Source organism: Micromonospora sp. DSM 43699, from assembly GCF_055517075.1.
In genome coordinates this window covers 1-22,285 of record NZ_JBTMMT010000027.1, presented here as the reverse complement: position 1 = coordinate 22,285, position 22,285 = coordinate 1, and the positions used below count along the sequence as shown (strand labels likewise).

The following is a 22,285-nucleotide window of genomic DNA, read 5'->3' as shown; positions in this document are numbered from 1 at the left end:
TGCGGATTTCCCGTCTGGCGACTTACGGTGATGATGCCTCAGCGCATTAGGTTAGCGTAACCTAATCTGCCGACTCCTCGCGGGCCGGGCGATCATGCCAATAGCCCTGCGTGTGAAGTTGCGCCGAGGTGATGCGCGACTCAGCGAAGAGCCGCCGTACCCGAGCAATCTTGCTACTCTCCGTAGCCACCCAGGCATAGAAGCGAGCCCCGGCCCCGGCCGCCGCCGCACCGTGCTCGGCCAACCAGTCGCCCACCATGGAGGTCAGCGCCGTCCCGCCCCGCGCCTCGCGGCGCAACCGGACCTCGACCGAGTGGCCGGTGGTCACGTCGTCGAGGGTGGCGGCGTCCGCTGTGCTGCCGGCCTCCAGCAGGACCGTCGCCCGCACCCCCGGCCCGAGGCTGGGCAGGATGCCCCGCACCGCCGGGTACGCGGTCTCGTCCGCCGCGATCAGCACCTGGTCCGCCGGCCCCGGCTCCCACTGCACGCCGTACCCGGGCTGACCGGCCTGGACGTGCGGGCCCGACAGCAGCAACCGGTCGTCCGGGCGGGCGGCCTCCGCCCAGCCGCTCGCCGGACCGTGCGGCTGGTGCAGGTAGAAGTCCAGGTCCAGCTCACCCGCCGCCGGCCGGACCCGGTACGCGGTGTAACTACGCAGCCATGGACGCTCGCGGTCGGGGATGGACCGCCACTCCCGCCGCCACTCCTGCTCCGGCTGCCCAGCCCGCAGCTCGGCCGGGTAGTCACCGGTGACCGGCAGCATGATCTTGATGCGTTGGTCGAGCTGGTGCGGAGCCAGATCCCGCAGCCGTTCGTCGCCGAGGGTGACGCGGACGAAACCGGGCGACAGGCGTCGGGTCGCCGTCACGACTGTCTCGAACAAGATGTTCGGCGAGTTCCGGAAGGTAGCCATGCCGGCAGAGGTTAGCGGGCCGCGCCCGGTCTGTTCACCGCCCCCAGTCCTGCTTGGCGGCGCGGACCAGCTTGTCCTTCAACTCCCGCGTGTGCCGGCGGCTCACCGGCAGCTCGGCGGCGTCGATCAGCACCACGTATCCCGAGTTGACCAGGCGCAGCTCCGCGATCAGCCGCAACTGCACCAGGTACGACCGGTGGATCCGCACGAAACCGGCGTCCGCCCAGCGTTCGGCGAGGGTGGCAAGCGAGACCCGGACCAGGTGCGACCCGTCGGCGGTGTGCAGCCGGGCATAGTCGCCCTGCGCCTCCACCCAGCGCACCGCCGAGCGGGGCAGCATCCGGGTCGTCCCGGCCAGCTCCACCGGGATCGTCGGGTCCTCCTCGGCGCGGGCCAGGGCCGCCGGGTGCGACGGCACCACCCGGGAACCCATCACCCGGCGCAGCGACTCGGCCAGCCGTTCGGCGCGTACCGGCTTGCGGACGTAGTCGGTGGCGCCCAGGTCGAACGCGTCCGCCGCGCCGTCGTCGTACGCGGTGACGAAGACGATCGCGGGGGGCCTGGCGAACCGGCGCAGCACCCGGGCCAGCTCCATCCCGTCCAGGCCGGGCATCCGGATGTCGAGGAAGACCACGTCCACGTCGGCGTCCCGCAGCACCCGCAACGCTTCGGTGGCGTCACCCGCCGTGTGTAGCCGGGCCACCCGGGGATCGGCCCGCAGGTGGTACGCCAACTCGTCGAGCGCCGGTGGCTCGTCGTCGACCGCCAGCACCCGCAGGAACCCGGACGCGTTCACCGTGCCCGCCCGCTCGTTCACGCGCCGGCCCGTACGCCCGGGTGGAACTTCGGGATCCGCAGGCTCACCTTCGTGCCCGAGCCGGGGCCGGTCTCGACGACCAGGCCGAACCCGTCGCCGAAGACCGAGCGGAGCCGCTCGTCGACGTTGGAGAGGCCGACGTGCTGGCCCGGGTCGTCGGTGGGGTCGCTGCCGGCCCGGGTCAGCTCGGCGATCCCCGCGGTCAGCGTTGCCGGATCCATCCCCACTCCGTCGTCCTCCACAGTGATGTGACACTCGGCACCCGCGTCCCGGGCCTCGATGCTCACCATGCCGGTACCGGGCTTGCGCGACAACCCGTGCCGTACCGCGTTCTCCACGAGCGGTTGCAGACAGAGGAACGGCAGGGTCACCGGCAGCACCTCAGGGGCGATCTGCAGCCGCACCTGCAACCGGTCGCCGAACCGGGCCCGTTCGATGGTCAGGTACCTGTCGATCGAACGCAACTCCTCGGCGAGGGTGGTGAACTCGCCGTGCGCCCGGAAGGAATACCTGGTGAACTCGGCGAACTCCAGGATCAGCTCCCGGGCCCGTTCCGGGTCGGTGCGCACGAACGACCCGATCGCGGTCAGCGCGTTGTAGATGAAGTGCGGGCTGATCTGCGCCCGCAGCGCCCGGATCTCGGCGCGGGCCAGCCGCTCCCGGGACGAGTCCAGCTCGGCCAGCGAGAGCTGGTTGCCGGCCCAGTGCGCCGTCTCCAGGGTGGCCTGCACCAGGCCGGGCGCGGGTGGCCCGTCGGCCACCGCGACCAGCGCCCCGACCACCCGGCCGTCGGCCGACAACGGTGCCACCACCGCCCCGCGTACCAGGCAGTCGACCCGGTCGCAGTGCAGCTCCGACTCGCCCAGCACTGTCGACCGCCCGGTCTCGGCGACCCGCCGGGCCGCCGCGAGCAGTTGGTCGCCGTGGTGCCCGCCGCGCCCGTCGAGGGCGAGCAGCGCGTCGGCGTCCGTCAACGCCAACCCGGCCGCCCCCACCAATGCCCGCAGATGGCGTACGGCCTTCGCCGCGCCCGCCGGGTGCAGCCCCGTACGCAGCGGTTCGGCGGCCAGCCCGGCGGTGTGCAGCACCTCGTAGGTGGCCCGTTGGGTGGCGGTGGCGATGCCCCGTCGACCGCGCAGCCGTAGCGCCGCCCAGAACGCGGCGGCGAGCGCGGTCACCATCGAGACGACGCCGATCACGGCGGAGAGGTTGCCACCCACCCCGCGATCCTGGCCTGTCCGGCCCGCCACGCCAAGGGTTTCAGTACGCGCCCTTGCGGGCCAGCACCACGCCCACCGTGCGCCACAGGATGCTCAGGTCGTACGCCAGCGACCAGTTGTCGACGTAGTAGAGGTCGAGCCGGACCGCCTCGTCCCAGGACAGGTCGGAGCGGCCGGAGACCTGCCACAGCCCGGTCATCCCGGGGCGGACCAGCAGCCGACGCCGTACGTCGCCCAGGAAGTCGCCGTCGTCGGCGGGCAGCGGACGCGGCCCCACCAGCGACATCTCTCCCCAGAGCACGTTGATCAGCTGGGGCAGCTCGTCGAGCGAGGAGGCCCGCAGGAAGCGGCCCACCGGGAACACCCGGGGGTCCTGCTTCATCTTGAACAGCATGCCGTCGGTCTCGTTCTGGTCGACCAGGCCGGCCAGCCGCTCCTCGGCGTTGACGTACATGGTGCGGAACTTCCAGACCCGGAAGGTGTGCCCCTCGTGGCCGACCCGGGGCTGGCGGAAGAAGACCGGGCCGGGGTCGGAGAGCCGGATGGCCAGCCCGATGGCGAGGAAGACCGGCACCAGCAGCAGCAGGCCCAGCCCGGCGGCGACCCGGTCCAGCAGGTTCTTGGCAAGCAGCGCCGGCCCGGACAGGGTCGGCTCCTCCACGTGCAGCAGCGGCAGGCCCTCGATCGGGCGGATGTGCACCCGGGGGCCGGCGATGTCGGTGAGCTGCGGGGCGACCACCAGGTCGACGCCGGAGCCCTCCAACTGCCAGGCCAGCCGGCGCAACTCGCCCGGTTCGGCGCTGGCCGAGCCGCAGACCGCGATGGTGTCCCCGCCGACCTCCCGGACAAGGGCCAGCACGTCCCGGCCGGCGTAGACCGGGACGGGGGTCTCGATGCCCCGGGCGGCGGCGTACCCGTCGGTGATGTGGATGGCCACCGGCACCAGGCCGGCGCTCGGGTTGCGGGTGACCGCGACGTAGACCTCCAGGCACTCCGGCAGGGTGCCCACCAGCACCATCCGGTGCCCGGCGTGCCCGGCCCGACCCCGGATGCGGTGCAGCACGAACCGCGCGGAGATCCGGAAGAAGAGGACGAGCGCCAACGCCCCGGCGAGGGCGAAACCCACCGTGTAACGCGACAGGTCGGTCTTGGTGGCGAAGGCGACGAACGAGACGGTCGCGGCGACCGCGACGCCGCCCCGGATGACCCGCTTGTATTCCTCCGGGCCGAGACCGAGGTAACGCCTGTCGTAGGCCCGGTTACCCCACAGGGCCCCCAGCCAGCCGAGCGGCACCAGCAGGAAGACGACAGTGTAGAACCAGGTCGGGTCGGCCTGTGCGTTGTAGAAGCCGGCGCGGGCCTGACCGAACGCCTCCTGGGCGATCCAGTCGGCAAGCACCACGGCGGCGAAGTCGAGCAGCAGCAGCGCCACCGTGTACGGGCGGTGCCAGGTGGAGACCCGACGGCGGGCGCGAGCCCACGCCGACCTGGGCACCCCGTTGTGTGACGGTGGTGTCGGCGGCTGGATCTCGAAGCTGTCCACGTGCCGCACGAGTTTGCTCCGGCCTGTGTTGGTTACCGGGCGCTGGAGGCTTGTCGTCACCTCAACCCATGTCCTCCCGCATGACCCGCGCCGCTCACTCGCCGTGAGGGGCCCGGGTCGCCCACCGTTCCCGTCTCCCCATGCTGGCAGCGGGTCAAACGCGGACCCGAGGGACCTTGCGTCTGGCGTCGCCAACGAGGAACCGGCCGACTTCACGTCAGTTTTCGAAGCCGGGGACCGAGCCACTATACCGATGGACGGCCACCGGGGTAGAACGCGGACGGGGAGGTTTCACGCGCCGAGGGCGATACCTCTCCGTAACAATGACGAGCCGTCACTCACCGTACGAGACGGGACAACCGACGGTCAGCGAGCGGTTTTCCGCCGGTCTGGCAGGTCGGGCAGTACTGGAGGCTGGAGTCGGCGAACGACACTTCCCGCACCGTGTCGCCACAGACCGGGCAGGGCAGCCCGGTGCGGGCGTGCACCTTCAACCCGGAGCGTTTCTCGCCCTTCAGCTCCGCCGCCCGGTGCCCGGCCGAGCGGCTGACGGCCTCACCGAGCACCGTCCGGGTCGCCGCGTGCAGGGTGGCGAGCTGGTCGTCGGTGAGCCGGTCGGTGATCGCGAACGGGGACAGCTTCGCCGCGTGCAGGATCTCGTCGGAGTACGCGTTGCCGACGCCGCAGAGCACCGCCTGGTCGGTCAGCACCCCCTTGACCTGCCCCCGTCGGCTGCGCAGCCGTTCGGTGAAGGTGGCCAGGTCGGCGTCGAGCGCGTCCGGCCCGAGCTTGGCCACCCCGGGGACCTGTGCCGGGTCGGTCACCAGGTAGGCGGCGAGCTTCTTCTGGGTGCCCGCCTCGGTGAGGTCGAACCCGGAGCCGTCGTCGAGGCGTACCCGCAGGGCGATCGGCCCCTTGCCGGGGCGTAGCGGGACGGTGGACGGGAACGCCTCCCGGTAGTGCAGCCAGCCGGCACGGGCCAGGTGCACCACCAGGTGCAGGTCGCCGTCGAAGATCACGTCGAGGAACTTGCCGTGCCGCCGGGCGTCCACCACCGCCCGGCCCGACACCGCAGTGGGCGCCGGTTCGTACGTCTTGAGGGCGTTGATCGCGGCGACCTCGACCCGGTCGACACGTCGCCCCACGGCACGCTCACGCAGGTAGCCGGCGAGCGCTTCCACCTCCGGTAGTTCGGGCACCCCCTCACGGTAGCCTTCGTTCCCGTGAGCGCGAGGAATGAGCTTGCGAGTCCCGCAGTCGCGAACGAAGGACAAGCCCCGTGAGAATCGTGGTGGCGCACAACCGGTACCGGGAAGCCCAGCCGTCGGGTGAGAACACGATGGTCGACTCGGAGATCGGGCAGCTCACCGCCGCCGGGGTCGAGGTGTTGCCGTTCATCCGCAGCTCGGACGAGATCCCGTCGATGCCGAAGTCGGCCAAGGCGCTGCTGCCGATCTCACCGATCTACGCCCCGCGCGCCCAGCAGGACCTGTCCCGGCTGCTCACCGAGCACCGGCCGGACGTGTTGCACCTGCACAACCCGTACCCGCTGCTGTCGCCCTGGGTGGTGCGGACCGCGCACAAGCACGGGGTGCCGGTGGTGCAGACGGTGCACAACTACCGGCAGGTCTGCTCCTCGGGGATCTACTTCCGCGACGGCGTCATCTGCCAGGACTGCAAGGGCCGGGCGTTGGCGGTGCCGTCGATCGTGCACCGCTGCTACCGGGACTCGCGGGCGCAGAGCGCGCTGATGGCCGCCACCCTGGCCGTGCACCGGGGCACCTGGCGCTCGGTGGACCGGTTCATCGCGCTCACCTCGGCCATCGCCGACCACCTGACCGACTACGGCATCCCGGCCGAGCGGATCGTGGTCAAGCCGAACGCGGTGCCCGACCCGGGTGCCCCCACGCCGCTCGGCGACGGTTTCCTCTTCCTGGCCCGGCTGACCCCGGAGAAGGGTGTCGACCTGCTGCTGGACGCCTGGCGGCGGCACCCGGTGGGCACCCTGGGCACGCTGCGGGTGGCAGGTGACGGCGAGTTGCGCCCGCTTGTCGAGGCCGCCGCCGCCGAGCGCGCCGACGTCGTCTACCTGGGCCAACTCGACCGGGCCGGGGTGCGCGCCGCGGTCGAGGCGAGTGCCGTGGTGATCGCCGCGTCGATGTGGCACGACGTGCTGCCCACCGTGATCATCGAGGCGCTGGCCAGCGGGCGGCCGGTGCTCGGCACCGCCCTCGGCGGCATCCCGTACCTCGTCGGTGCGGACCTCCCGCACGAGCCCGCCGGCACCGGCCCGGCCGCCGTGGCCTCGGCCGTCGCCGGCCACGCCCCGCCGCCGGCCGGTCCGGTCGCGGTGCCGGCCGGCCTGCTCTCCGGCACCGCCGGCTGGGTGGTCCCGCCGGACCCGGCCGCGCTGGCCGCCGCGCTCCCGGTCGCGCGGGCCGGCGCCGCGCTGCTCTCCGCCCCGGCCCGGCTGCGGTACGAGCAGACCTTCCACCCGGACGTGGTCCTCAAGCGGCACCTCGCCATCTACGCCGCCCTCACCCGCCCCCGCTGACCCGGTCGCCGCCAGCGCAGACCTCACGCCATCTCGATGGCCCCTCCCGGGGCCGTTCCCTGCCCCGATCTCCGGACCCGCCGGGCGGTCGGGCGTGTCGCGCCTGGCTAACGTATCCACTTGAAGTGATATGACTGGCTGGCATATTTATGACGGACAGGCATACCGCTCTTCAGCAGGTGTGTCTCTTGGTGCTCTCTTCCGCCGTACGGACAGCGGCGGCGGCGTGGATGACGTCGCGGGCGGCGGCCGATGCGGCGCGGTCATGGTCAGGTCACTCCGAGGGCGGCGGTGAGCTGGATGATGCTGGTCGGGGCGTGCGGGGCGCGGGCCACCTGGCCGAGCACGTCCCGGGCGACCGGTCGGTGGCGTACCTCGGCGGGTGCCATCCGGTCGGCGTCGGCCAGCACCCGGCCGGCGTTGGCCGGGTCGTCGGCCTGGAGGTAGGCGCGGGCCGCGTCGATCAGGTGCGCCGCCCGGTGTTCCGGCGGCAGCCACCGCCAGGCGTCCCGCCGGGTCGTCCTCTCGTGCCAGGCCACCGCCTCGCCGGCATGGCCCAGGTCGAGGGCGGCGGCGGTACGGGCGAGGTCGACCGCCGTCGGCCCGAACGCGGTCCGGTGGTGATCGTGGCCCTCGCCGACCTGCGCGGCCATGTCGGCGGCCTCGTCGAGGAGTTCGCCGGTGGCGCGGTCGTCACCCCGGCAGGCCGCCGCCAGGGCGGCCTGCACCAGCAGCGTCCCGCACAACGACAATTCGCCAGGGTCACCGTCCTCGGGTTCGAGCGGGGCGATCCGGTACGCGGCGGCGAGCGCCGCCGACACCGCCGCCCGTGGCCGCCCCGAGGCGCGGAACACCTGGCCGAGCTGCACCGTGGCGGCGGCCACCAGCAGGGGGTCGCCGGCCCCGGTTGCCATGGCCCGATCTGCGGCCAGCCAGGCCAGCTCGGCCTCGCCGAGCTTCACCAGCAGCGACGCGGTGAGCCGGTAGACCTCCACCAGCAGCGGGCGGCTCCGCTCGTGATCGTCGGCGGCGACCCGTTGCACGCCGGCCAGCAGACCCGGCAGGACGTCGGTCACCTGCGGATACCGGGCATGTTGGAACAGCACCCAGGTGTGCTCGACATCCCGGACCACCCGGTCGGCAGAGGGCACCCCACGGGCCGCCGGTCGACCCAGGGCGATCTCGTACGCCGACAGCGCCTCCCGGATCCGCTCCACCCTCTCGACCCCCTGAGCCGTCACGGCGGGTCGGGTGTCCCTGCCGAGCAGCACGGCGGCGTCGATCCGCAGCACGGCGGCGATCTCCCGCAACGTCGACACCTTGTCGAGCGACCGGATACCGCGCTCGACCTTGTCGACCCACGACTTCGACCTGCCGAGCCGGTCGGCGAACACCTGCTGCGACAACCTGCGCCGCCCCCGCCAGTACGCCACCCGCCGGCCGACCGGCAGCAGCTCACTGCTGTCCACGACGCCACCGCCGATCCGGCACCGCCCTGGTGGTCTCCTCGGCCGGTATCCGCTCCGCCTCGGCCTGGGCGAGGATCCGTTGCCGGGCCGCCTCGCGTTCCGCCGCCTGGATCTGCTCGCCCCGGTTCTCCCCGTCGGGCCTGCGCCGCGCCGTCACGACCAGCACCCCGCCCGGTACTCCCCCGCCAGCGTCAACAGCGGCCGTTCCGGCAGCAGCGGCCGTTCCGGCAGGTGGGGCACCCGCGCCACCCCGATCACCCGGTACGCCGCCAGGCGCTCCGCATGGTTCGTCGCCGGCCGGAGGCGGTCGAGCGGGTTCACCCGTCGCCGCCAAAACGGCCACCAGCACCGCGCCAGCAGACCGGGGTACGCCGATTCCTTCGCATGCCGAGCCATGGACACCTCCTGTCACGTAAGGACCTCTAAACTGAGAGTGACAAAAGTGATCCGAGAAGTCTAGACTTACATGGAAAGTTCTTCCCTGAGTTTTCGAGTTCGCTCCGTGGTCCTTGATCTCGGAGGTGGAGAGGAGAACACTGGCTGTGTTCACGATCCTGGAGGTAGACGTGGCGAGGACGAGCGGTCCGACGATCGCGCGGTGGCAACTCGGCCGAGAGCTGCATCGGCTCCGTGAAGCGGCCGGTGTCTCGCACAAGGAGGTTGCGACCGAGCTGGGCTGCTCGGAATCGAAGATTTACAAGATCGAGTCGGGTGATGTAGGCGTCAGCAGGGCCGATGTGCTCGTGATGCTGACCCGATACGGCGTCAGCGATGAACAGACAAGACAGGCCGCGCTCGACCTCCAGCGCCAGGGCAAGGAGCGTGGTTGGTGGGCGAAGTTCGGACAGCTCCCCAACCCGTACAGCATGTACATCGGGCTGGAGTCCGCAGCGACTGCGATCCGAAACTTCGAGCTGGCGGCCGTGCCGGGCCTCCTCCAGACCGAGCGATACGCCCGAGCGATCTTCGATCAGCAACGGATGACCGAGGCCGTGGCCGAACGGGAGAAGCGACTCCAGGTGCGGATGGCGCGGCAGGTCTGTCTTACCGAGGAGCCGCTGCTCAACCTCTGGACGATCATCGACGAAAGCACACTCCACCGTGAGGTCGGCGGACGGGAGGTGTTGCGGGAGCAACTCCTGCACCTGGTGGAGATGAGCGAGCGCGACAACATCGACATCCAGGTACTTCCCTATGCCGAGGGCGCCCACCCGGGAATGCTCGGCTCGGTCGCCATCCTGGAGTTCCCGCAGGACGTCCACACCCCGGTCGCCTACGTCGAGAGCTTCGGCGGTGACGTGTATCTGGAGCGTGAGGAGGACATGCGCCGAGTTACCCTGGCCTATACACATCTGCACAGCTCGGCGCTCAGCTCGACGAAGTCCCGTCAATTGATCGCCGAGGTAGCCAAAAGCCTGGCGTAGAGAGGGAGGCGATCGTGGGGCCGAAGTGGCGCAAGAGCAGCAGGAGTCAGAGCAACGGCCAGTGTGTCGAAGTGGCGGACCTTCGCGACGGGGTGGCCGTCCGGGACAGCAAGGACAAGACCGGCCCCACGCTGGCCTTCGACGCCCGGGGCTGGCGTACCTTCGTCGACTCCCTCAAGCACAACTGACTCCGCCCGTCGTACCGAATGCGGCAGTGACCTGCCCCGGCCCCCGTCGCGGAGGCCGGGGCGCGCTGCTTTCCCGCATGGTCGAAGCCCGATGACGGGCTGGCGGCGGAACCTCTACGGAAACGCCGAGCTTCAGCAGCGCCTGGGCGTGTCACGCGTCCGCATCGTCCAGCTCACCAGCCGCCCCGACTTCCCCGACCCCTTCGACCGGTTGGCCGGCGGATCGGTCTGGCTGGTGGACGACGTGGAAGCCTGGATCACCGAGCACCAACCATGGAAGGCCCGGGGTGCGGACGAACCCCCACCATCGGAGATCTGAGCGGCCCCGGCCTGCTGATCCGTCTGTGTTGGGGCGAAGTAGCGGTGTCCGGGCGCGGTCGATACCGCTACTTCGGCCTCACTAAGTCGATCAACACGGGCTTGCCGGTCGGCCGGCGCATGGGCGGTCGATCAGTGCCCGTTGACGGGACGCGGAAGCCAGCCACACCGCGCCCCCGATGCAGGAACAGCCCCGTTTTCGTCAGAATCCTGCGAAGCGTGAGCCGTGATTGCGGCCTGACCTGCGGTAGCGTGCAGATGTGCTTATCAGGTTCGAGGCCAGCAACTACCGGTCGATCGCCGAAGGTGTCGAGCTGTCGATGGTGGCGGTGGACCGCGACCGCGAGGCGGCCCGGGACGCACCGCACCTCGGCGAGAGCCTGCTGACCCGAGCCGCGATCTACGGGCCGAACGCCTCCGGCAAGTCCAACGTCGTCGGCGCGCTCGCCTGGCTGCGCGACGCGGTTGAAAACTCACTCCGGCTGTGGGAAGACGAGATTCCGCTGGAGCCTTTCGCCTTCGGCCCGGCACCGGCCAGGTCCAGCGAGTTCGTCATAGAAACCACAGTGGGCGGTGTGCGCTTCGAATACGTCGTCGAACTCGACGCCCGCCACATCATTTACGAGGGACTTTTCCACTATCCCGAGAAGAAGCAACGCCGGATCTTTGAGCGGGAGGGTTCCGAGCTTAAGCTCCAGCGCGGGCTGGGCGCACTGTCCGGGACTCGCGAGTTGCTGACGGAAAGTACACTCGCCCTGTCCGCCGCGCGCCGCTTCGACGAGCCGCTCGTCACGAATTTCGCCAGAGAGATCCTGCGCATTCAGGTGCTCGGCCAACTGCCGCGCCCGCGCCGGCCGGGAGCGTTCTACAACTTGTTTAGGCCGCGGCACTCCGGCAAGCCCGACACGGCCCGCTGGTTCGATGGACCAGACAACGAACAGCCATTACTGGTTCCCTTCGTCAGCGAAGGAGAAACCGCCCCCGGCGACGAGGGGAAAGATTGGTCGACGCTGAGCAGTCGGCAACAGGCACTGGCACTACTGCGCCTTGCCGACCTGGGCATCGAAGATGTGGTCATCGACATGCAGGAAGTTGTCTCTGCCGGCGGCGGGACGATGGCCCAACGCCGTCTACGACTCCTGCACAGATCCGGAAACGATTCCGCGCCGCTCGACTTCTCTGCCGAATCGGAAGGAACAAAAACGTGGTTCGGCCTGATCGGGGCGGTGCTGACCGCGCTACGGGCAGGGTCGATCGTCATCTTCGACGAGCTGGACGCCAGCCTGCATCCGACGTTGTCCGCAGAGCTGCTGCGGGTCTTCCAGAGCCCGGTCACCAACCCCCACGGCGCTCAACTCATCTTCACCTCGCATGACACCAGCCTGCTCAACCACCTGAACCGGGACGAGGTCTGGCTCACGGAAAAGCAGCCTGACGGCTCCACCCGGCTCGGCGCGCTCGCCGAGTTCGCCGGTGAGCGGGTGCGGAAATCGCAGAACATCGAAAGCGCCTACCTGCACGGCCGGTTCGGCGCGCTCCCCCAGGTAGACCAGACGGAGTTCCTGCGGGCGCTCGGTCTGATCGGCTGATAACACGATGAGCCCACGCCGCCGGGAAACGAAACCGCTCAAGCGCACCGTCGCTCGACGCCCAGAATTGCGCACGGTCGTCGTGTTCTGCGAGGGCAGGAACTCCGAGCCCGACTACATCAACGGGCTGAAGAAGCTGCCCGAAATCGCGGACAACACCGCCCTCAACCTCGAAATCCACCCCGACCAGGGCGTCCCGCTCACGCTCGTGCAGATGGCGGCCGAACGCCTGACCGACCCGGAGGTGGACGAATGCTGGTGCATCTTCGACGTGGAATGGCCGAAGAACCACCCCAACCTGCATCGCGCCAAGCAGCTCGCTCAGGCCAAGGGTGTCGGGCTGGTGATCTCGAACCCGTGCTTCGAGCTGTGGCTGATCCTGCACCACTGCGAGCACACCAAGTTCGTCGACACGGCGGAAGCCGAGAAGATGAGCCGCAAGCTTGACGGCCGACCAGGAAAGAGCATCGACACCAGCATCTACCTGCCGTTACGAAAGCAAGCGGCCCGCCGTGCCGAGCAACTGGAACGTCGGCACGAGAAAAATGGCACGTCTTTCCCGGATGACAACCCGTCCTCCGGGATGCATCACCTGCTACGGGCGCTCGGCGCCTTTTAGTCGATAGCTGCGAAGGCTGAACGGCCCCGGCCGGCTGGTACGCCTACGTGGGGGCGAAGTAGAGGTGTACGAGCGCGGTCGATACCGCTACTTTGACCCAACCCCGATCTCACGGCCGGAGTGAATGGCAGCACTGAGCTGAGGGCCGTCAGCACACATCCCGCCCGGCTATAGGCCGAGAATCTGCCGTATGCACTCTTCGATGCGACGAAGCTCGGCGGGTGCCAGCCGGCCGAGTCGTCGGCGTAGCCGAGGTTTGTCGACGGTGTGCAGGTCGGTGCAGTTCACGTATGACTGGTCATATTTGGTCAGGCCGGCTTCGCGTCCGACCGGAACATGGGTCGCCGACGGCCCGGCGGTGCCGGTCACCAGCGCGACCGTGACGGACGACAGGGGCAGGGCGATGCGGTTGACGGTCAGCACGAGCACAGGATGCGGCCCGATCGGCTGCGGCATCGCGCACACCCACACCTCACCCCGCAGGGCGGTGTCGACACCTACCACTGGGCGTCGTCCGCTGCCTGGAGTTCTGCCTCGGTGGCGGGGGCCACGCCTGCGGGGCGGGGAGCCTGCTCGCCCTTGTAGTACGCGCGGATCTCCTCCGCGGCCTGGTCTTCCGCCGCTTCGCGGACCAGTAGGCGGAGCCCTTCCCGCAGGGCTTCGGAGGTGGAGCCGAGGTTCAGTTGCCGTACCACCATTTCCAGGTTGACCAGTTCGTCCGGTTGGAGGCGGACCTGAGCGACCTTGGTGCCGGACGTCGCGCCCTGCCCCTTTCCACGCGCCGAACGCTTCTTGGCCGCGCTCGCAGCGCTCGCAGCGGCGCGTCCCAGTTTGGTCGGGTCCTTGGCTGGCTTCCGCGCCTTTCCACTGCTGCCGGCCGGCAGCTCCTGTCGTACAGGTGTCATACAGCGAGTATGGCGCGATCTGATCGGTCCGTCAAACCCTCCCGCGCGGCGCTGACCTGCTCTGCTGTCGACGGCGACGGGCCGCGCACACCCCTTCGGGGTACGTGCGCGGCCCGCCTGGGCGATGGCCGAACTTCGATGCCGGACCCTACTTGCAGGTGCGGGAAGCCGGCTTACTTGTAGACGATGTTCGAGGACGTGTACTTGCAGTACGTACCGTCGGGCCCGCTGCCGGTCTTGACGGGCTCGGCACCGGAGCTGTTGCCCGTGTAGCGGTCGCAGATGGAGATCTTCCGGCTGCTGTCGCCGTAGATGGTGATGCCCGAGAACGTCGCGGTGTCGCCGTAGTTGGTGTTGATGCCGGCGAGCACCTTGCCGGGGGCGGTCACCGTGACGTTCTGGATGACGACGGTCCGCTTGTACTGGGTCGAGCAGTTGCCGCACGACCGGTACAGCTTGCCGAAGTTGCTGACGTCGAAGTTCTTGATGGTCAGCTTGCCGCCGCCGTTGTGCTGGAACACCTTGTCGGAGGCGGACCGGGCACCGCCGCCGTCGACCGTGTAGTTCGCCGACGAGCCGCCCTTGAAGGTGGCGGCGTCCTCGCCGACGTCCTCCCACCACACGTTGACCAGCGTGCAGGTGCCCTTGCAGTGGATGCCGTCGGCGGCCGGCGAGCCGATGATCACGTTCTTGATGGTCGCGCCGTCGGCCAGTTCGAGGATCGGCTTCTGGCTCTCGCTCTGGCCGCCGTCGCCCATCGCGCCGCCGGCCTTGAAGCGCACCAGGCCGTAGTCCTTGGTGCCGCTGACCGACTGGGTGCTGGTGACGGTGGTGGTGCTCTTGGCCGTGGGCCAGGTGGCGGCCTGGGCACCGGTCTGGGTCACGACCAGGCCGGCAGCGACCAGCCCGACGGTGGCGAGCGGCACCAGGGCGAGTCGCCACCGCCGGTGGCGTGCTGGTGCGCCGTTCTCACGTGTGCTCACGTGTCCTCCGAATGGATCAAGGGACGGGTGGTGGTGGCGGACGGGTCCGCGCCGCAGGGCGCTCACCGGCGTGCCGTACACCTCGGGAAAGCGCTTGCCTGCAAGGTGTCACGTTACGATAAACGTCGATTTCTTGGAAGGGTCTGCGCTCGGGGAAGCCAAGATTCTGTTGCCCAGAGATCAGCGCGCCCGTGCAGGGGATCAACCCGACTCGATGGTGCGATGTAGCGGTATCGGAGCGCTTGATACCACTCCATCGACCCAGCTGAGTCGATCAAGCCGGGCGGGCCGACATGGCCCGCGCGAGTGTGGGTCAGCGCAGCGAGGCGCGGGCCGAGAAGGCGATGCTGGCCAGCAGGAACCCGCCGTTGACGATGGTGAACGCCACGATCACCCAGAACACCAGCGCCGGGGCGAGCATCAGCACCAACCCCGCCACGAAGATCACCGCGCCGTAGTCGCGGACCAGCTTCGCCAGGCGTACCGGCAGGGAGGTCGAGGTGACCATGCTGGCCGCGTTCGGGCCGGACTGCATCACCGAGGTCACCAGGTTGACCATCCAGGTGCCGGCGAAGGTCGCGATCAGCCAGGTCGGCGTTTCCGGGCGCTGCGCCACGGCGGTGGCGGACAGGGCGGCGACCAGGGCGATCTGGGCGGCCACGTCACAGAGCACGTCGACCCGGGCACCGGCCGCGCTGCCCTGCCCGGTCACCCGGGCGAGCTGCCCGTCCGCGCAGTCCAGGGCGTACGCCACCTGCCAGCCGACGAGCGCGACCAGCCCGACTACCCAGGCCGGGACGGTGCCGGCGGCGACCCGGTCGGCGAGCGCCACCACCGTCACCGAGGCGGCCAGGCCGAGCACCAGGTTGGTGATGGTCAACGCGGTCGGGCGCAGCCCGAGACGCTGGGCGACCAGGGCGAAGACGGCACCCAGCCACTGGCTGACCGACTCGCTGAACAGGCCGCCGCCCCGGTTTACCCGGTGGAAGTCGGCAACGGTGGGACGGGGTTCAGCCACAGTGGTCGCGGAGTGCACCGGCGTAGTCTGCCAGCCGCTCCCGCGTCTCGGTAACCGACATGGCCAGGTGCTCCAGGATGGTGTACCGGTCGGGGCGGGTGGCCGGGGCGAACTGCACCGCCTCGACGAACTGGTCGTCGGTCAGGCCCACGTCGGCGGGGTGCCGGGGCAGCCCGTGCCGGCCCAGGCAGGCCGACATCTCGGCGAAGCGCCGCAGGTCACCCCGCAGGTAGGTGCAGAACAGCGCGCCGAGCCCGGCCAGCTCGCCGTGCGACGAGGTGCCGGGAAAGAGGGCGTCGATCGCGTGCATGATCTCGTGGCAGCCGCCGCTGGCCGGTCGGCTGCTGCCGCAGACCGCCATCGCCAGGCCGCTGGAGATCAGCGCCTCGGCCAGCACCGTGACGAACGCGTCGTCGGTCATGTCGCCGGTGTGCGCGAGCACCGCCTCCGCGCCCATCCGGGCCAGCGAGGCGGCCAGGCCGTCGACCGGTTCGCCGCGTACCCGGCGGGCCAGTTCCCAGTCGGCCAGGGCGCTGATGTTGCTCACCACGTCGCCGATGCCAGCCCGGTTGTGCCGGTCCGGCCCGGCCGCCACGAAGTCGAGGTCGACGATCACCGCGATCGGGATGTGCACCCCGTAGGAGCCCTTGATGCCGCCGTTGATCAGGCTGGCCACCGGAGAGGCGATGCCGTCGTTGGCGAGGCTGGTCGCCATGGTCACCATCGGCAGCCCGCGCCGGGTGGCGGCGTACTTCGCCACGTCGATGGTCTTGCCGCCGCCGATGCCGACCACCGCGTCGTACGAGCGTTCGCGGAGCTTGCCGCCCAACTCGTCGGCGGCGTCGAGGGTGCCGCCGGCCACGGTGAACACGTCCGCCGAGCGCAGCGACGGCCGGATCAGCTCGGCGATCTGTTCGCCCTGCCCGGGGCCGACCGCCACCGCCACGTCGCCGCCGGCGGAGATCCGCCCGTCGGCCAGGATCGTGGCGAGGTCGGCGACCGCCCCGCGCCGCACGTCGATGTGCAGCGGGGTCAGGATGGTACGGGCTAGTAGCGGCACGCGATCTCCCGCGCCCGGGTCAGGTCGTCGTGGTTGTCGACCTCGACCCAGGAGACGTCACCGATCGGCGCGGCCCGCACCTCGCCACCCCGGTCGGCGAACTCCTGGTAGCCGTCCTCGTAGTAGAGGTTCGGGTCCCGCCGCCAGGTCGCCTCCAGCGCGTCGGCGAGCGCCCCGGCCACCTGCGGCTCGATCAGCGTCGCGCCGATGTACTCCCCGTACGCCTCGCCCGGATCCATCAGCTTGGTGATCCGGGTGAGCTGGCCGGCGGCGTCGAAGGTGGTCTTCATCTCCTCCTCGGCCAGCGCCTTGAGGGTGTCCACGGCCAGCAGGATGCCCGGCCCGCGCTCGGCCAGCAGGGTCTTCTCCACGCTCACCGGGTGCACGGTGTCCCCGTTGACGAGCAGCACGCCCCGGGCGAAGTGCTCCCGGGCCAGCCACAGCGAGTAGGCGTTGTTCCACTCCTCGGCCTTGTCGTTGTGCACCAGGCTGAGGGTGACGCCGTACTTCTCCTCCAGGGCCGGCTGCCGCTGTACGACCGCGTCGGCGGCGTAGCCGACCACGATCACGATCTCGGTGAGCCCCACCTCGGCCAGGTTGCGCAGCGCGATGTCCAGGATGGTGGTCTCACCGTCCACCGGCACCAACGCCTTGGGCAGGGTGTCGGTGTACGGGCGCAGTCGGCGCCCCGCACCGGCCGCGAGCACCATCCCGATCATGCGGGGCCTCCCTCGTACGACTCCAGGTCACCTTTGCGGGTCACCGTTCCAGGTCACCGTGGAGGATAGCCCCGCGTCACCGGGCACCCGCCGCCAACCGGGAGTTCAGCCGGGCAGGGCGGGTCGGTGGCTCAGCCGGGCAGGGCGGCCAGGTCGGCGAGCACGCCCAGCCGCTCGTCGGCGGTCAACGTCGCGTACGGGCCGGCCGCCCGACGGTCGGTCTCCAGCTCGATGGCCCGCCGCTCCGGCCCGTCCGGCAGCTCCCCGACGCTTGTCGCGGTGTGCCCGGCGGCGGTCCACGCGGCGGCGTGCGCGTCCGCCCGGTGGTAACGCAGCGTGCCGATCCGGTTGAGCAGCAGCACCCCCGACGGGGTGCCGTCCGGCTCGTACGGCGGGGCCATCGCGGCGAACGCCGGCCCCGGTTCGGCAGCCGGCTCACCGGCCAGCAGCACCGCGTACGCCAGCACCCGGCCGCACGCCTCGACCAGCCGGTGCACCCGGTCATCGTGCCCGGCCCACAGCTCCTCGGTCACCTCGGCGTGCACCTGGTAGAGCTCGGTGAGGAAGTCGACGCCCCGCTCGGTGGCGGTGAAGCCGCCGTCCGGCCGGCGGGCGATCATGCCGTGCGCGACCTGCTTGTCAAGCGCCCGCTGGCAGGTCGCCGGGTCGCGGTAGCGGTTGACCGCCGCGAAGCCGGCCCGGTCGACGACGCCTCCCGGCGCGGCGAGCCGGGTGCGGAACTCCACCAGGAAACCGGTGGCGGCCGGTCCGCCGTACCGCTGGCTCAGCTCGGCGCCGCCACCGTCGCGGCCGGCGAGCATCCCGGCCACGAACGCCCGCTCGACCGCCGGGGCGACCAGACCGGCGAACCGGTGCGGCGCGAGCTCGACGCCATCGTCCACGATCAACGCGCCGGCGCAGCGGAGGGGCTCGGTGGGCACACTTCGACAGTAGCGAGCGCCGACCGCCCGCGCCGATGTCCGGTCCTGTCCCGACCTGCACCGGGGTCGACCGGTTCCGCCCGGCGGTCGTGCCCGCATGTTGAACTTGGCGTGTATGCCGGCCGGAGCGCCCCGGCCAGGCCCTAGGCTCGTGCGCATGACCGCCGAGCAGCTGATCTCGTTCGCCCGTGGCGCGCCCTCGCTGGACATCGTGGATGTCGAGGGGCTCAAGGCCGCCGCCGTCCGTGCCTTCGACGCCGACCCCGCCGGGGTCACCGCGTACGGCACCTCCGTCGGTTACCCGCCCCTGCGGAAGTGGATCGCCGAGAAGCACGGCGTCGAGGCGGATCAGGTGCTCGTCACCAACGGCTCGCTCCAGGCCGACGCGTTCCTCTTCGACCACCTGGTCCGGCGCGGCGACGCCGTGGTGGTGGAGCGGCCCACGTACGACCGGACCCTGCTCAACCTCCAGCGGATGGGCGGCGAGATCCACGGCGTGGGCATCGAGCCGGACGGTCTGGACACCGCCGAGCTGCGCAAGCTCCTCGAATCCGGGGTACGCCCCCGGCTGGCCCACGTGATCCCCAACTACCAGAACCCGGCCGGGGTGACCCTCTCCCTGGACAAGCGGCGGGAGTTGCTCGACCTCGCCGCCGAGTACGGCTTCACCATCTTCGAGGACGACCCGTACGCCGACATCCGGTTCCGGGGTGAGCCGCTGCCGTCGATGCTGTCGATGGACACCCGGGGCGTGGTGGTGCACGCGTCAAGCTTCACCAAGACCGTCTGCCCCGGGGTCCGGGTCGGTTACCTGGTCGGGCCGGCGAGCCTGATCGCGGACATCGCCAAGTCGGCGACCAGCCTCTACATCTCGCCGGGCATGGTGGCGCAGGCGATCGTGCACCAGTTCTGCGTCTCCGGTGACGTCCAGCGGTCCATCGCCACGGTGTCGTCGGCGCTGGGCGAGCGGGCCGGGGTGCTGGCCGAGTCGCTGCGCCGGCACCTGCCCGAGGTGACCTTCGTCGAGCCGGACGGCGGCTACTTCCTCTGGGTGGAGTTCCCGGACGACGTGGACGTGGACCGGCTGGCCCCGGCCGCCGCCGAGCGGGGCGTCGCCGTGGTCAAGGGCAGCGACTTCATGGTCGACGGCGGGCGGCACGCGCTGCGGCTGGCGTTCTCCGCGGTGACCGCGGACCGGATCGACGAGGGCGTCCGTCGGCTGGCGGACGCGGTGGCAGCCGTCCGCGGCTGACAATATCTGTCGGGTTTCCGACAAAAGTACGGCGTCGGCCGGTCGAGGGCTCGCCTCGACCGGCCCGGCGACCCACAATGCTGCGAGCGTCGCTCACGTTCGACCGGTGACCAGCCCCACCGCCGCCGGGCGGACGACGACGCCGCAGCTTTACCCCCCGCCCCAACGGTGCCGGGTGGGTCGGGTCGCCCCCTCACCCCCCTGAACGCGGCCCGACCCGCCCGGTACCACCACCCGGTCGACCTTCCCGGCTGCCGCCCCGCCCGGACCGGCGCAACCGCCCCGCTCCCGGCCGACGCGGGCCGGTCCCGGCCGACCGGTCCCGGATGGAACGCGCAGCCGTCCGCTCGCCGTGACCAGGATCACGCCCGTCGACCCTCCGCCGCCCGTCCGGCACCGGAGGTCACCGATCGTCCGAGGGTCGCACGGGCCGGTGGCGGCGTAGCCTGCAAGCCGCAGCAGCACACCCGGGAGGGGGAACGCCATGACGGACCGGGCGGAACGGGAGCGGTCGGCGACACTCCACGGCGGCCGGGTGCTGAATCCCCGCGCCTGGGTCTCACCGGTCCGGGCGATGTCGCGCATCCTCAACGCCGACGGCTCCCCGCGTAACCCCGCCCCCGTCGGCCCCGGGCGCAGCGGGGTGGTGGACTGCGGCCTCTACGTCGACGGCGAACGCCGCCCCGGCCAGTGGCACTACGCCGAGGCGCTGGCCGCCGCCCGCGACGAGCGCGACGGGTTCGTCTGGCTCGGGCTGCACGAACCGGAGCTGGCCGAGATGACCGCCATCGCCGAGACGTACGGGTTGCACGAGTTGGCCGTCGAGGACGCGGTGAAGGCCCAGCAGCGGCCCAAGCTGGAGCGCTTCGGCGAGGTCAGCTTCCTGGTGCTACGGACCGCCCGGTACTGCGAGCACACCGAGCTGACCGAGACCTCCGAGGTGGTCGAGACCGGCCAGGTGATGCTCTTCATCGGCCCGAACTTCCTGATCAGCGTCCGGCACGGGGACGCCTGCCGGTTGGCGCCGGTCCGGGCCGACCTGGAGGCCAAGCGGGACCTCCTGCGACACGGGCCGTGGGCGGTGGCGTACGCGATCACCGACCGGGTGGTGGACCTCTACCTGGAGGTGGCCGACCAGCTTGAGGACGACCTCGACGTGCTCGAAGCGGACGTCTTCGACCGGCAGAGCAGCGGGCGGATCCAGCGGATCTACCAGATGAAGCGTGAGCTGGTGGAGTTCAAGCGGGCGGTGATCCCGCTGCAACGGCCGCTGATGACGCTTACCGCGCAGGTGCACCGGGAGGTGCCGCAGGAGGTACGGCGCTACTTCCGCGACGTGCAGGACCACCTCAGCCGCACCGTCGAGCAGGTCAACTCCTACGACGACCTGCTCAACTCGATCCTCCAGGCCCGGCTGGCGCAGGTCACCGTCGACCAGAACAACGACATGCGCAAGATCGCCGCCTGGGCCGCCATCGCCGCGGTCTGGACCGCGTTCGCCGGGGTCTACGGCATGAACTTCGAGAACATGCCCGAGCTGAAATGGACGTACGGCTATCCGGGGGTGCTCGCGCTGATGCTCGCCATCTCGCTGGCGCTGTACCGGTGGTTCCGGCGCAACGGCTGGCTCTGACCGCCGCTCGGCCGGCCGGGCCGCACCCCCGGTGGTCCGCTCGGCCGGGCCGGTGGCCGCTCAGCCGGCCGGTGTGGCTGCCGGGTTCGCCGCCGCCAGCAGCTCGGAGACGGTGACGAACTCGAAGCCCCGCCGCCGCAGACCGGTGATCATCGCGGCCAGCCCCCGGATCGCCACCAGCCGGTCGGCTGGCCCGGTGTCGTGGGCGAGCAGGATGGTGCCCGGGTCACAGGAGTCGACCACGTAGTCGACCAGGCCGTCCGGATTCTGGGTGAACCGGGATTCGAGCATCTGCCGGTTCCAGAGGACCACCTGGTAGCCGAGGTCGTTGGCGGCGAGCAGGGTGCTGCCGGCCAGGTGCCCGTACGGCGGGCGGAGCAGGGTGGGCTCCCGGCCGCAGAGCCGGGTCAGCTCGTTGTGCGCCCGGCCGATCGCGGCACAGGCCTGCTCGTAGGTCATCTTCGCCAGGTCCTGGTGGTCCCAGGTGTGGTTGCCGATCTCGTGCCGGTCCAGCCGGTGGGTCACCAGGCGGCCGTACTCGCGGGCCCGGCGACCGACCATGAAGAAGGTGGCCGGGGTGTCGGTCTCCTCGAGGATCGACAGCACCCGTGGGGTCCAGTTCGGCGCCGGACCGTCGTCGAAGGTGAGCGCGATCAGCCGGCGGGTGGTGTCCACACTCCACACCACGTCGACCCGGGAGGACTTCGGCGGGGTACGCCGGTCGCCGTGCACGGTGGCCGCGTACCCGCCGTAGACGGGCAGTTTGTTGCCGGCGGTGGCCTCGGCGTACCCGAACTCGCCGGTCAGGGCCACCCCCGCACCGGCCAGCGCGGCAGCGGTGCCGGAGAGGATCCGCCGCCGGGACACGGCCCGGTCCCGCCTGGCCGCCGGGGCACGGCCCGGCTCCGCGGGGGCACGGACCGGCTCGGGGTCCGGGAGATCCGGGTCGGTGGTCGGCGTCTGCATAGTCAGCACTGTAGGAGCCGGACGCCCTCCGGACGATCCCATAAGCTCCGGCTTAAACCCGCATGTGCCGGTAGCTCCGGGGGCCGGGCCCTACCGAAAGACCCGGGCCGTCACACGTCGGCGGCGCGGGACGACCCGTGGGTCGTCTCCGCGC

The 22,285-nt window shown here is 70.8% G+C and carries 24 protein-coding genes; 8 read left to right on the top strand and 16 right to left on the bottom strand.

The window, feature by feature from the left end; genetic code table 11:
- Nucleotides 1–61 precede the first annotated feature (61 nt).
- From AC0AIB_RS15545 to AC0AIB_RS15525, 5 genes are all read right to left on the bottom strand, one after another.
- Nucleotides 62–913 (bottom strand): siderophore-interacting protein, encoded by an 852-nt coding sequence (locus AC0AIB_RS15545; protein WP_328341133.1) that lies wholly within the window; start codon nt 911–913, stop codon nt 62–64.
- 34 nt (nt 914–947) lie between these two features.
- Nucleotides 948–1,709 carry a LytR/AlgR family response regulator transcription factor gene (locus AC0AIB_RS15540; RefSeq protein ID WP_328348963.1) on the bottom strand — a complete coding sequence of 254 codons (762 nt, stop codon included), beginning with the start codon at nt 1,707–1,709 and terminating at the stop codon, nt 948–950.
- A 17-nt stretch (nt 1,710–1,726) separates the two neighbouring features.
- Complete coding sequence (locus AC0AIB_RS15535) at nt 1,727–2,950, bottom strand: histidine kinase (RefSeq protein WP_328341135.1); 1,224 nt, start codon at nt 2,948–2,950, stop codon at nt 1,727–1,729.
- 40 nt (nt 2,951–2,990) lie between these two features.
- Entirely contained in the window at nt 2,991–4,502 is a 1,512-nt protein-coding gene (locus tag AC0AIB_RS15530) for a sugar transferase (protein ID WP_465096942.1), read from the bottom strand.
- Between the two features lie 329 nt (nt 4,503–4,831).
- Nucleotides 4,832–5,692 carry an Fpg/Nei family DNA glycosylase gene (locus tag AC0AIB_RS15525; protein WP_465096941.1) on the bottom strand — a complete coding sequence of 287 codons (861 nt, stop codon included), beginning with the start codon at nt 5,690–5,692 and terminating at the stop codon, nt 4,832–4,834.
- Between the two features lie 80 nt (nt 5,693–5,772).
- Here AC0AIB_RS15525 and AC0AIB_RS15520 point away from each other — a divergent pair, with 80 nt between their 5' ends.
- Entirely contained in the window at nt 5,773–7,047 is a 1,275-nt protein-coding gene (locus AC0AIB_RS15520) for a glycosyltransferase (protein ID WP_465096940.1), read from the top strand.
- A 269-nt stretch (nt 7,048–7,316) separates the two neighbouring features.
- Here AC0AIB_RS15520 and AC0AIB_RS15515 read toward each other — a convergent pair whose 3' ends face one another.
- From AC0AIB_RS15515 to AC0AIB_RS15505, 3 genes are read right to left on the bottom strand one after another with little or no spacing between them, the layout of a single operon-like run.
- Nucleotides 7,317–8,516: a helix-turn-helix domain-containing protein gene (locus AC0AIB_RS15515; RefSeq protein WP_465096939.1), complete on the bottom strand. Its 1,200-nt coding sequence runs from the start codon at nt 8,514–8,516 to the stop codon at nt 7,317–7,319.
- Nucleotides 8,503–8,673 carry a hypothetical protein gene (locus tag AC0AIB_RS15510; RefSeq protein ID WP_465096938.1) on the bottom strand — a complete coding sequence of 57 codons (171 nt, stop codon included), beginning with the start codon at nt 8,671–8,673 and terminating at the stop codon, nt 8,503–8,505. The genes AC0AIB_RS15515 and AC0AIB_RS15510 overlap by 14 nt, the downstream gene beginning before the upstream one ends.
- The gene (locus AC0AIB_RS15505; protein WP_465096937.1) at nt 8,670–8,912 is read right to left on the bottom strand and encodes a hypothetical protein; all 243 of its coding nucleotides are present in this window, start codon (nt 8,910–8,912) and stop codon (nt 8,670–8,672) included. The genes AC0AIB_RS15510 and AC0AIB_RS15505 overlap by 4 nt, the downstream gene beginning before the upstream one ends.
- A gap of 146 nt (nt 8,913–9,058) precedes the next feature.
- Between AC0AIB_RS15505 and AC0AIB_RS15500 the strand changes: the two genes are divergently transcribed.
- From AC0AIB_RS15500 to AC0AIB_RS15480, 5 genes are all read left to right on the top strand, one after another.
- Nucleotides 9,059–9,940 (top strand): helix-turn-helix domain-containing protein, encoded by an 882-nt coding sequence (locus tag AC0AIB_RS15500; protein WP_465096936.1) that lies wholly within the window; start codon nt 9,059–9,061, stop codon nt 9,938–9,940.
- Nucleotides 9,941–9,954: 14 nt separating this feature from the next.
- Nucleotides 9,955–10,128: a DUF397 domain-containing protein gene (locus AC0AIB_RS15495; RefSeq protein WP_465096935.1), complete on the top strand. Its 174-nt coding sequence runs from the start codon at nt 9,955–9,957 to the stop codon at nt 10,126–10,128.
- Between the two features lie 91 nt (nt 10,129–10,219).
- Nucleotides 10,220–10,447 carry a helix-turn-helix transcriptional regulator gene (locus AC0AIB_RS15490; RefSeq protein ID WP_465096934.1) on the top strand — a complete coding sequence of 76 codons (228 nt, stop codon included), beginning with the start codon at nt 10,220–10,222 and terminating at the stop codon, nt 10,445–10,447.
- Nucleotides 10,448–10,706: 259 nt separating this feature from the next.
- Nucleotides 10,707–12,035 (top strand): AAA family ATPase, encoded by a 1,329-nt coding sequence (locus AC0AIB_RS15485; RefSeq protein ID WP_465096933.1) that lies wholly within the window; start codon nt 10,707–10,709, stop codon nt 12,033–12,035.
- 7 nt (nt 12,036–12,042) lie between these two features.
- The gene (locus AC0AIB_RS15480; RefSeq protein WP_465096932.1) at nt 12,043–12,654 is read left to right on the top strand and encodes an RloB family protein; all 612 of its coding nucleotides are present in this window, start codon (nt 12,043–12,045) and stop codon (nt 12,652–12,654) included.
- Nucleotides 12,655–12,822: 168 nt separating this feature from the next.
- On the opposite strand, the gene AC0AIB_RS15475 is transcribed toward AC0AIB_RS15480, so the two are convergent.
- From AC0AIB_RS15475 to AC0AIB_RS15445, 7 genes are all read right to left on the bottom strand, one after another.
- Nucleotides 12,823–13,125 carry a type II toxin-antitoxin system PemK/MazF family toxin gene (locus AC0AIB_RS15475; RefSeq protein WP_465096931.1) on the bottom strand — a complete coding sequence of 101 codons (303 nt, stop codon included), beginning with the start codon at nt 13,123–13,125 and terminating at the stop codon, nt 12,823–12,825.
- A gap of 26 nt (nt 13,126–13,151) precedes the next feature.
- Nucleotides 13,152–13,559 carry a ribbon-helix-helix domain-containing protein gene (locus AC0AIB_RS15470; RefSeq protein WP_465096930.1) on the bottom strand — a complete coding sequence of 136 codons (408 nt, stop codon included), beginning with the start codon at nt 13,557–13,559 and terminating at the stop codon, nt 13,152–13,154.
- A gap of 173 nt (nt 13,560–13,732) precedes the next feature.
- The gene (locus tag AC0AIB_RS15465) at nt 13,733–14,542 is read right to left on the bottom strand and encodes a pectate lyase (RefSeq protein WP_328341176.1); all 810 of its coding nucleotides are present in this window, start codon (nt 14,540–14,542) and stop codon (nt 13,733–13,735) included.
- A 313-nt stretch (nt 14,543–14,855) separates the two neighbouring features.
- Nucleotides 14,856–15,578 carry a CDP-alcohol phosphatidyltransferase family protein gene (locus AC0AIB_RS15460; protein WP_328341178.1) on the bottom strand — a complete coding sequence of 241 codons (723 nt, stop codon included), beginning with the start codon at nt 15,576–15,578 and terminating at the stop codon, nt 14,856–14,858.
- Nucleotides 15,553–16,620 (bottom strand): iron-containing alcohol dehydrogenase family protein, encoded by a 1,068-nt coding sequence (locus tag AC0AIB_RS15455; protein ID WP_328341180.1) that lies wholly within the window; start codon nt 16,618–16,620, stop codon nt 15,553–15,555. The genes AC0AIB_RS15460 and AC0AIB_RS15455 overlap by 26 nt, the downstream gene beginning before the upstream one ends.
- On the bottom strand, nt 16,608–17,339 hold the full coding sequence (locus AC0AIB_RS15450) for a phosphocholine cytidylyltransferase family protein (protein WP_465096929.1): 732 nt from the start codon (nt 17,337–17,339) through the stop codon (nt 16,608–16,610). Before AC0AIB_RS15450 ends, AC0AIB_RS15455 begins: the two co-directional genes overlap by 13 nt.
- 131 nt (nt 17,340–17,470) lie before the next feature.
- Nucleotides 17,471–18,280, bottom strand: a complete 810-nt coding sequence (locus AC0AIB_RS15445) for a hypothetical protein (protein ID WP_465096928.1) — start codon at nt 18,278–18,280, stop codon at nt 17,471–17,473.
- Nucleotides 18,281–18,437: 157 nt separating this feature from the next.
- Between AC0AIB_RS15445 and AC0AIB_RS15440 the strand changes: the two genes are divergently transcribed.
- The gene (locus AC0AIB_RS15440; RefSeq protein WP_328341186.1) at nt 18,438–19,532 is read left to right on the top strand and encodes an aminotransferase-like domain-containing protein; all 1,095 of its coding nucleotides are present in this window, start codon (nt 18,438–18,440) and stop codon (nt 19,530–19,532) included.
- 484 nt (nt 19,533–20,016) lie between these two features.
- Complete coding sequence (corA, locus tag AC0AIB_RS15435) at nt 20,017–21,165, top strand: magnesium/cobalt transporter CorA (protein ID WP_328341188.1); 1,149 nt, start codon at nt 20,017–20,019, stop codon at nt 21,163–21,165.
- Between the two features lie 60 nt (nt 21,166–21,225).
- Here corA and AC0AIB_RS15430 read toward each other — a convergent pair whose 3' ends face one another.
- Nucleotides 21,226–22,131, bottom strand: a complete 906-nt coding sequence (locus AC0AIB_RS15430) for a polysaccharide deacetylase family protein (RefSeq protein WP_465096927.1) — start codon at nt 22,129–22,131, stop codon at nt 21,226–21,228.
- Between the last annotated feature and the right edge of the window lie 154 nt (nt 22,132–22,285).

Coding starts and splice junctions, on each gene's coding strand:
- corA (WP_328341188.1), top strand. CDS start 20,017: ATGACGGACCGGGCGGAACGGGAGCGGTCGGCGACACTCCACGGCGGC.
- AC0AIB_RS15440 (WP_328341186.1), top strand. CDS start 18,438: ATGACCGCCGAGCAGCTGATCTCGTTCGCCCGTGGCGCGCCCTCGCTG.
- AC0AIB_RS15470 (WP_465096930.1), bottom strand. CDS start 13,559: ATGACACCTGTACGACAGGAGCTGCCGGCCGGCAGCAGTGGAAAGGCG.
- AC0AIB_RS15545 (WP_328341133.1), bottom strand. CDS start 913: ATGGCTACCTTCCGGAACTCGCCGAACATCTTGTTCGAGACAGTCGTG.
- AC0AIB_RS15430 (WP_465096927.1), bottom strand. CDS start 22,131: ATGCAGACGCCGACCACCGACCCGGATCTCCCGGACCCCGAGCCGGTC.
- AC0AIB_RS15505 (WP_465096937.1), bottom strand. CDS start 8,912: ATGGCTCGGCATGCGAAGGAATCGGCGTACCCCGGTCTGCTGGCGCGG.
- AC0AIB_RS15480 (WP_465096932.1), top strand. CDS start 12,043: ATGAGCCCACGCCGCCGGGAAACGAAACCGCTCAAGCGCACCGTCGCT.
- AC0AIB_RS15490 (WP_465096934.1), top strand. CDS start 10,220: ATGACGGGCTGGCGGCGGAACCTCTACGGAAACGCCGAGCTTCAGCAG.
- AC0AIB_RS15450 (WP_465096929.1), bottom strand. CDS start 17,339: ATGATCGGGATGGTGCTCGCGGCCGGTGCGGGGCGCCGACTGCGCCCG.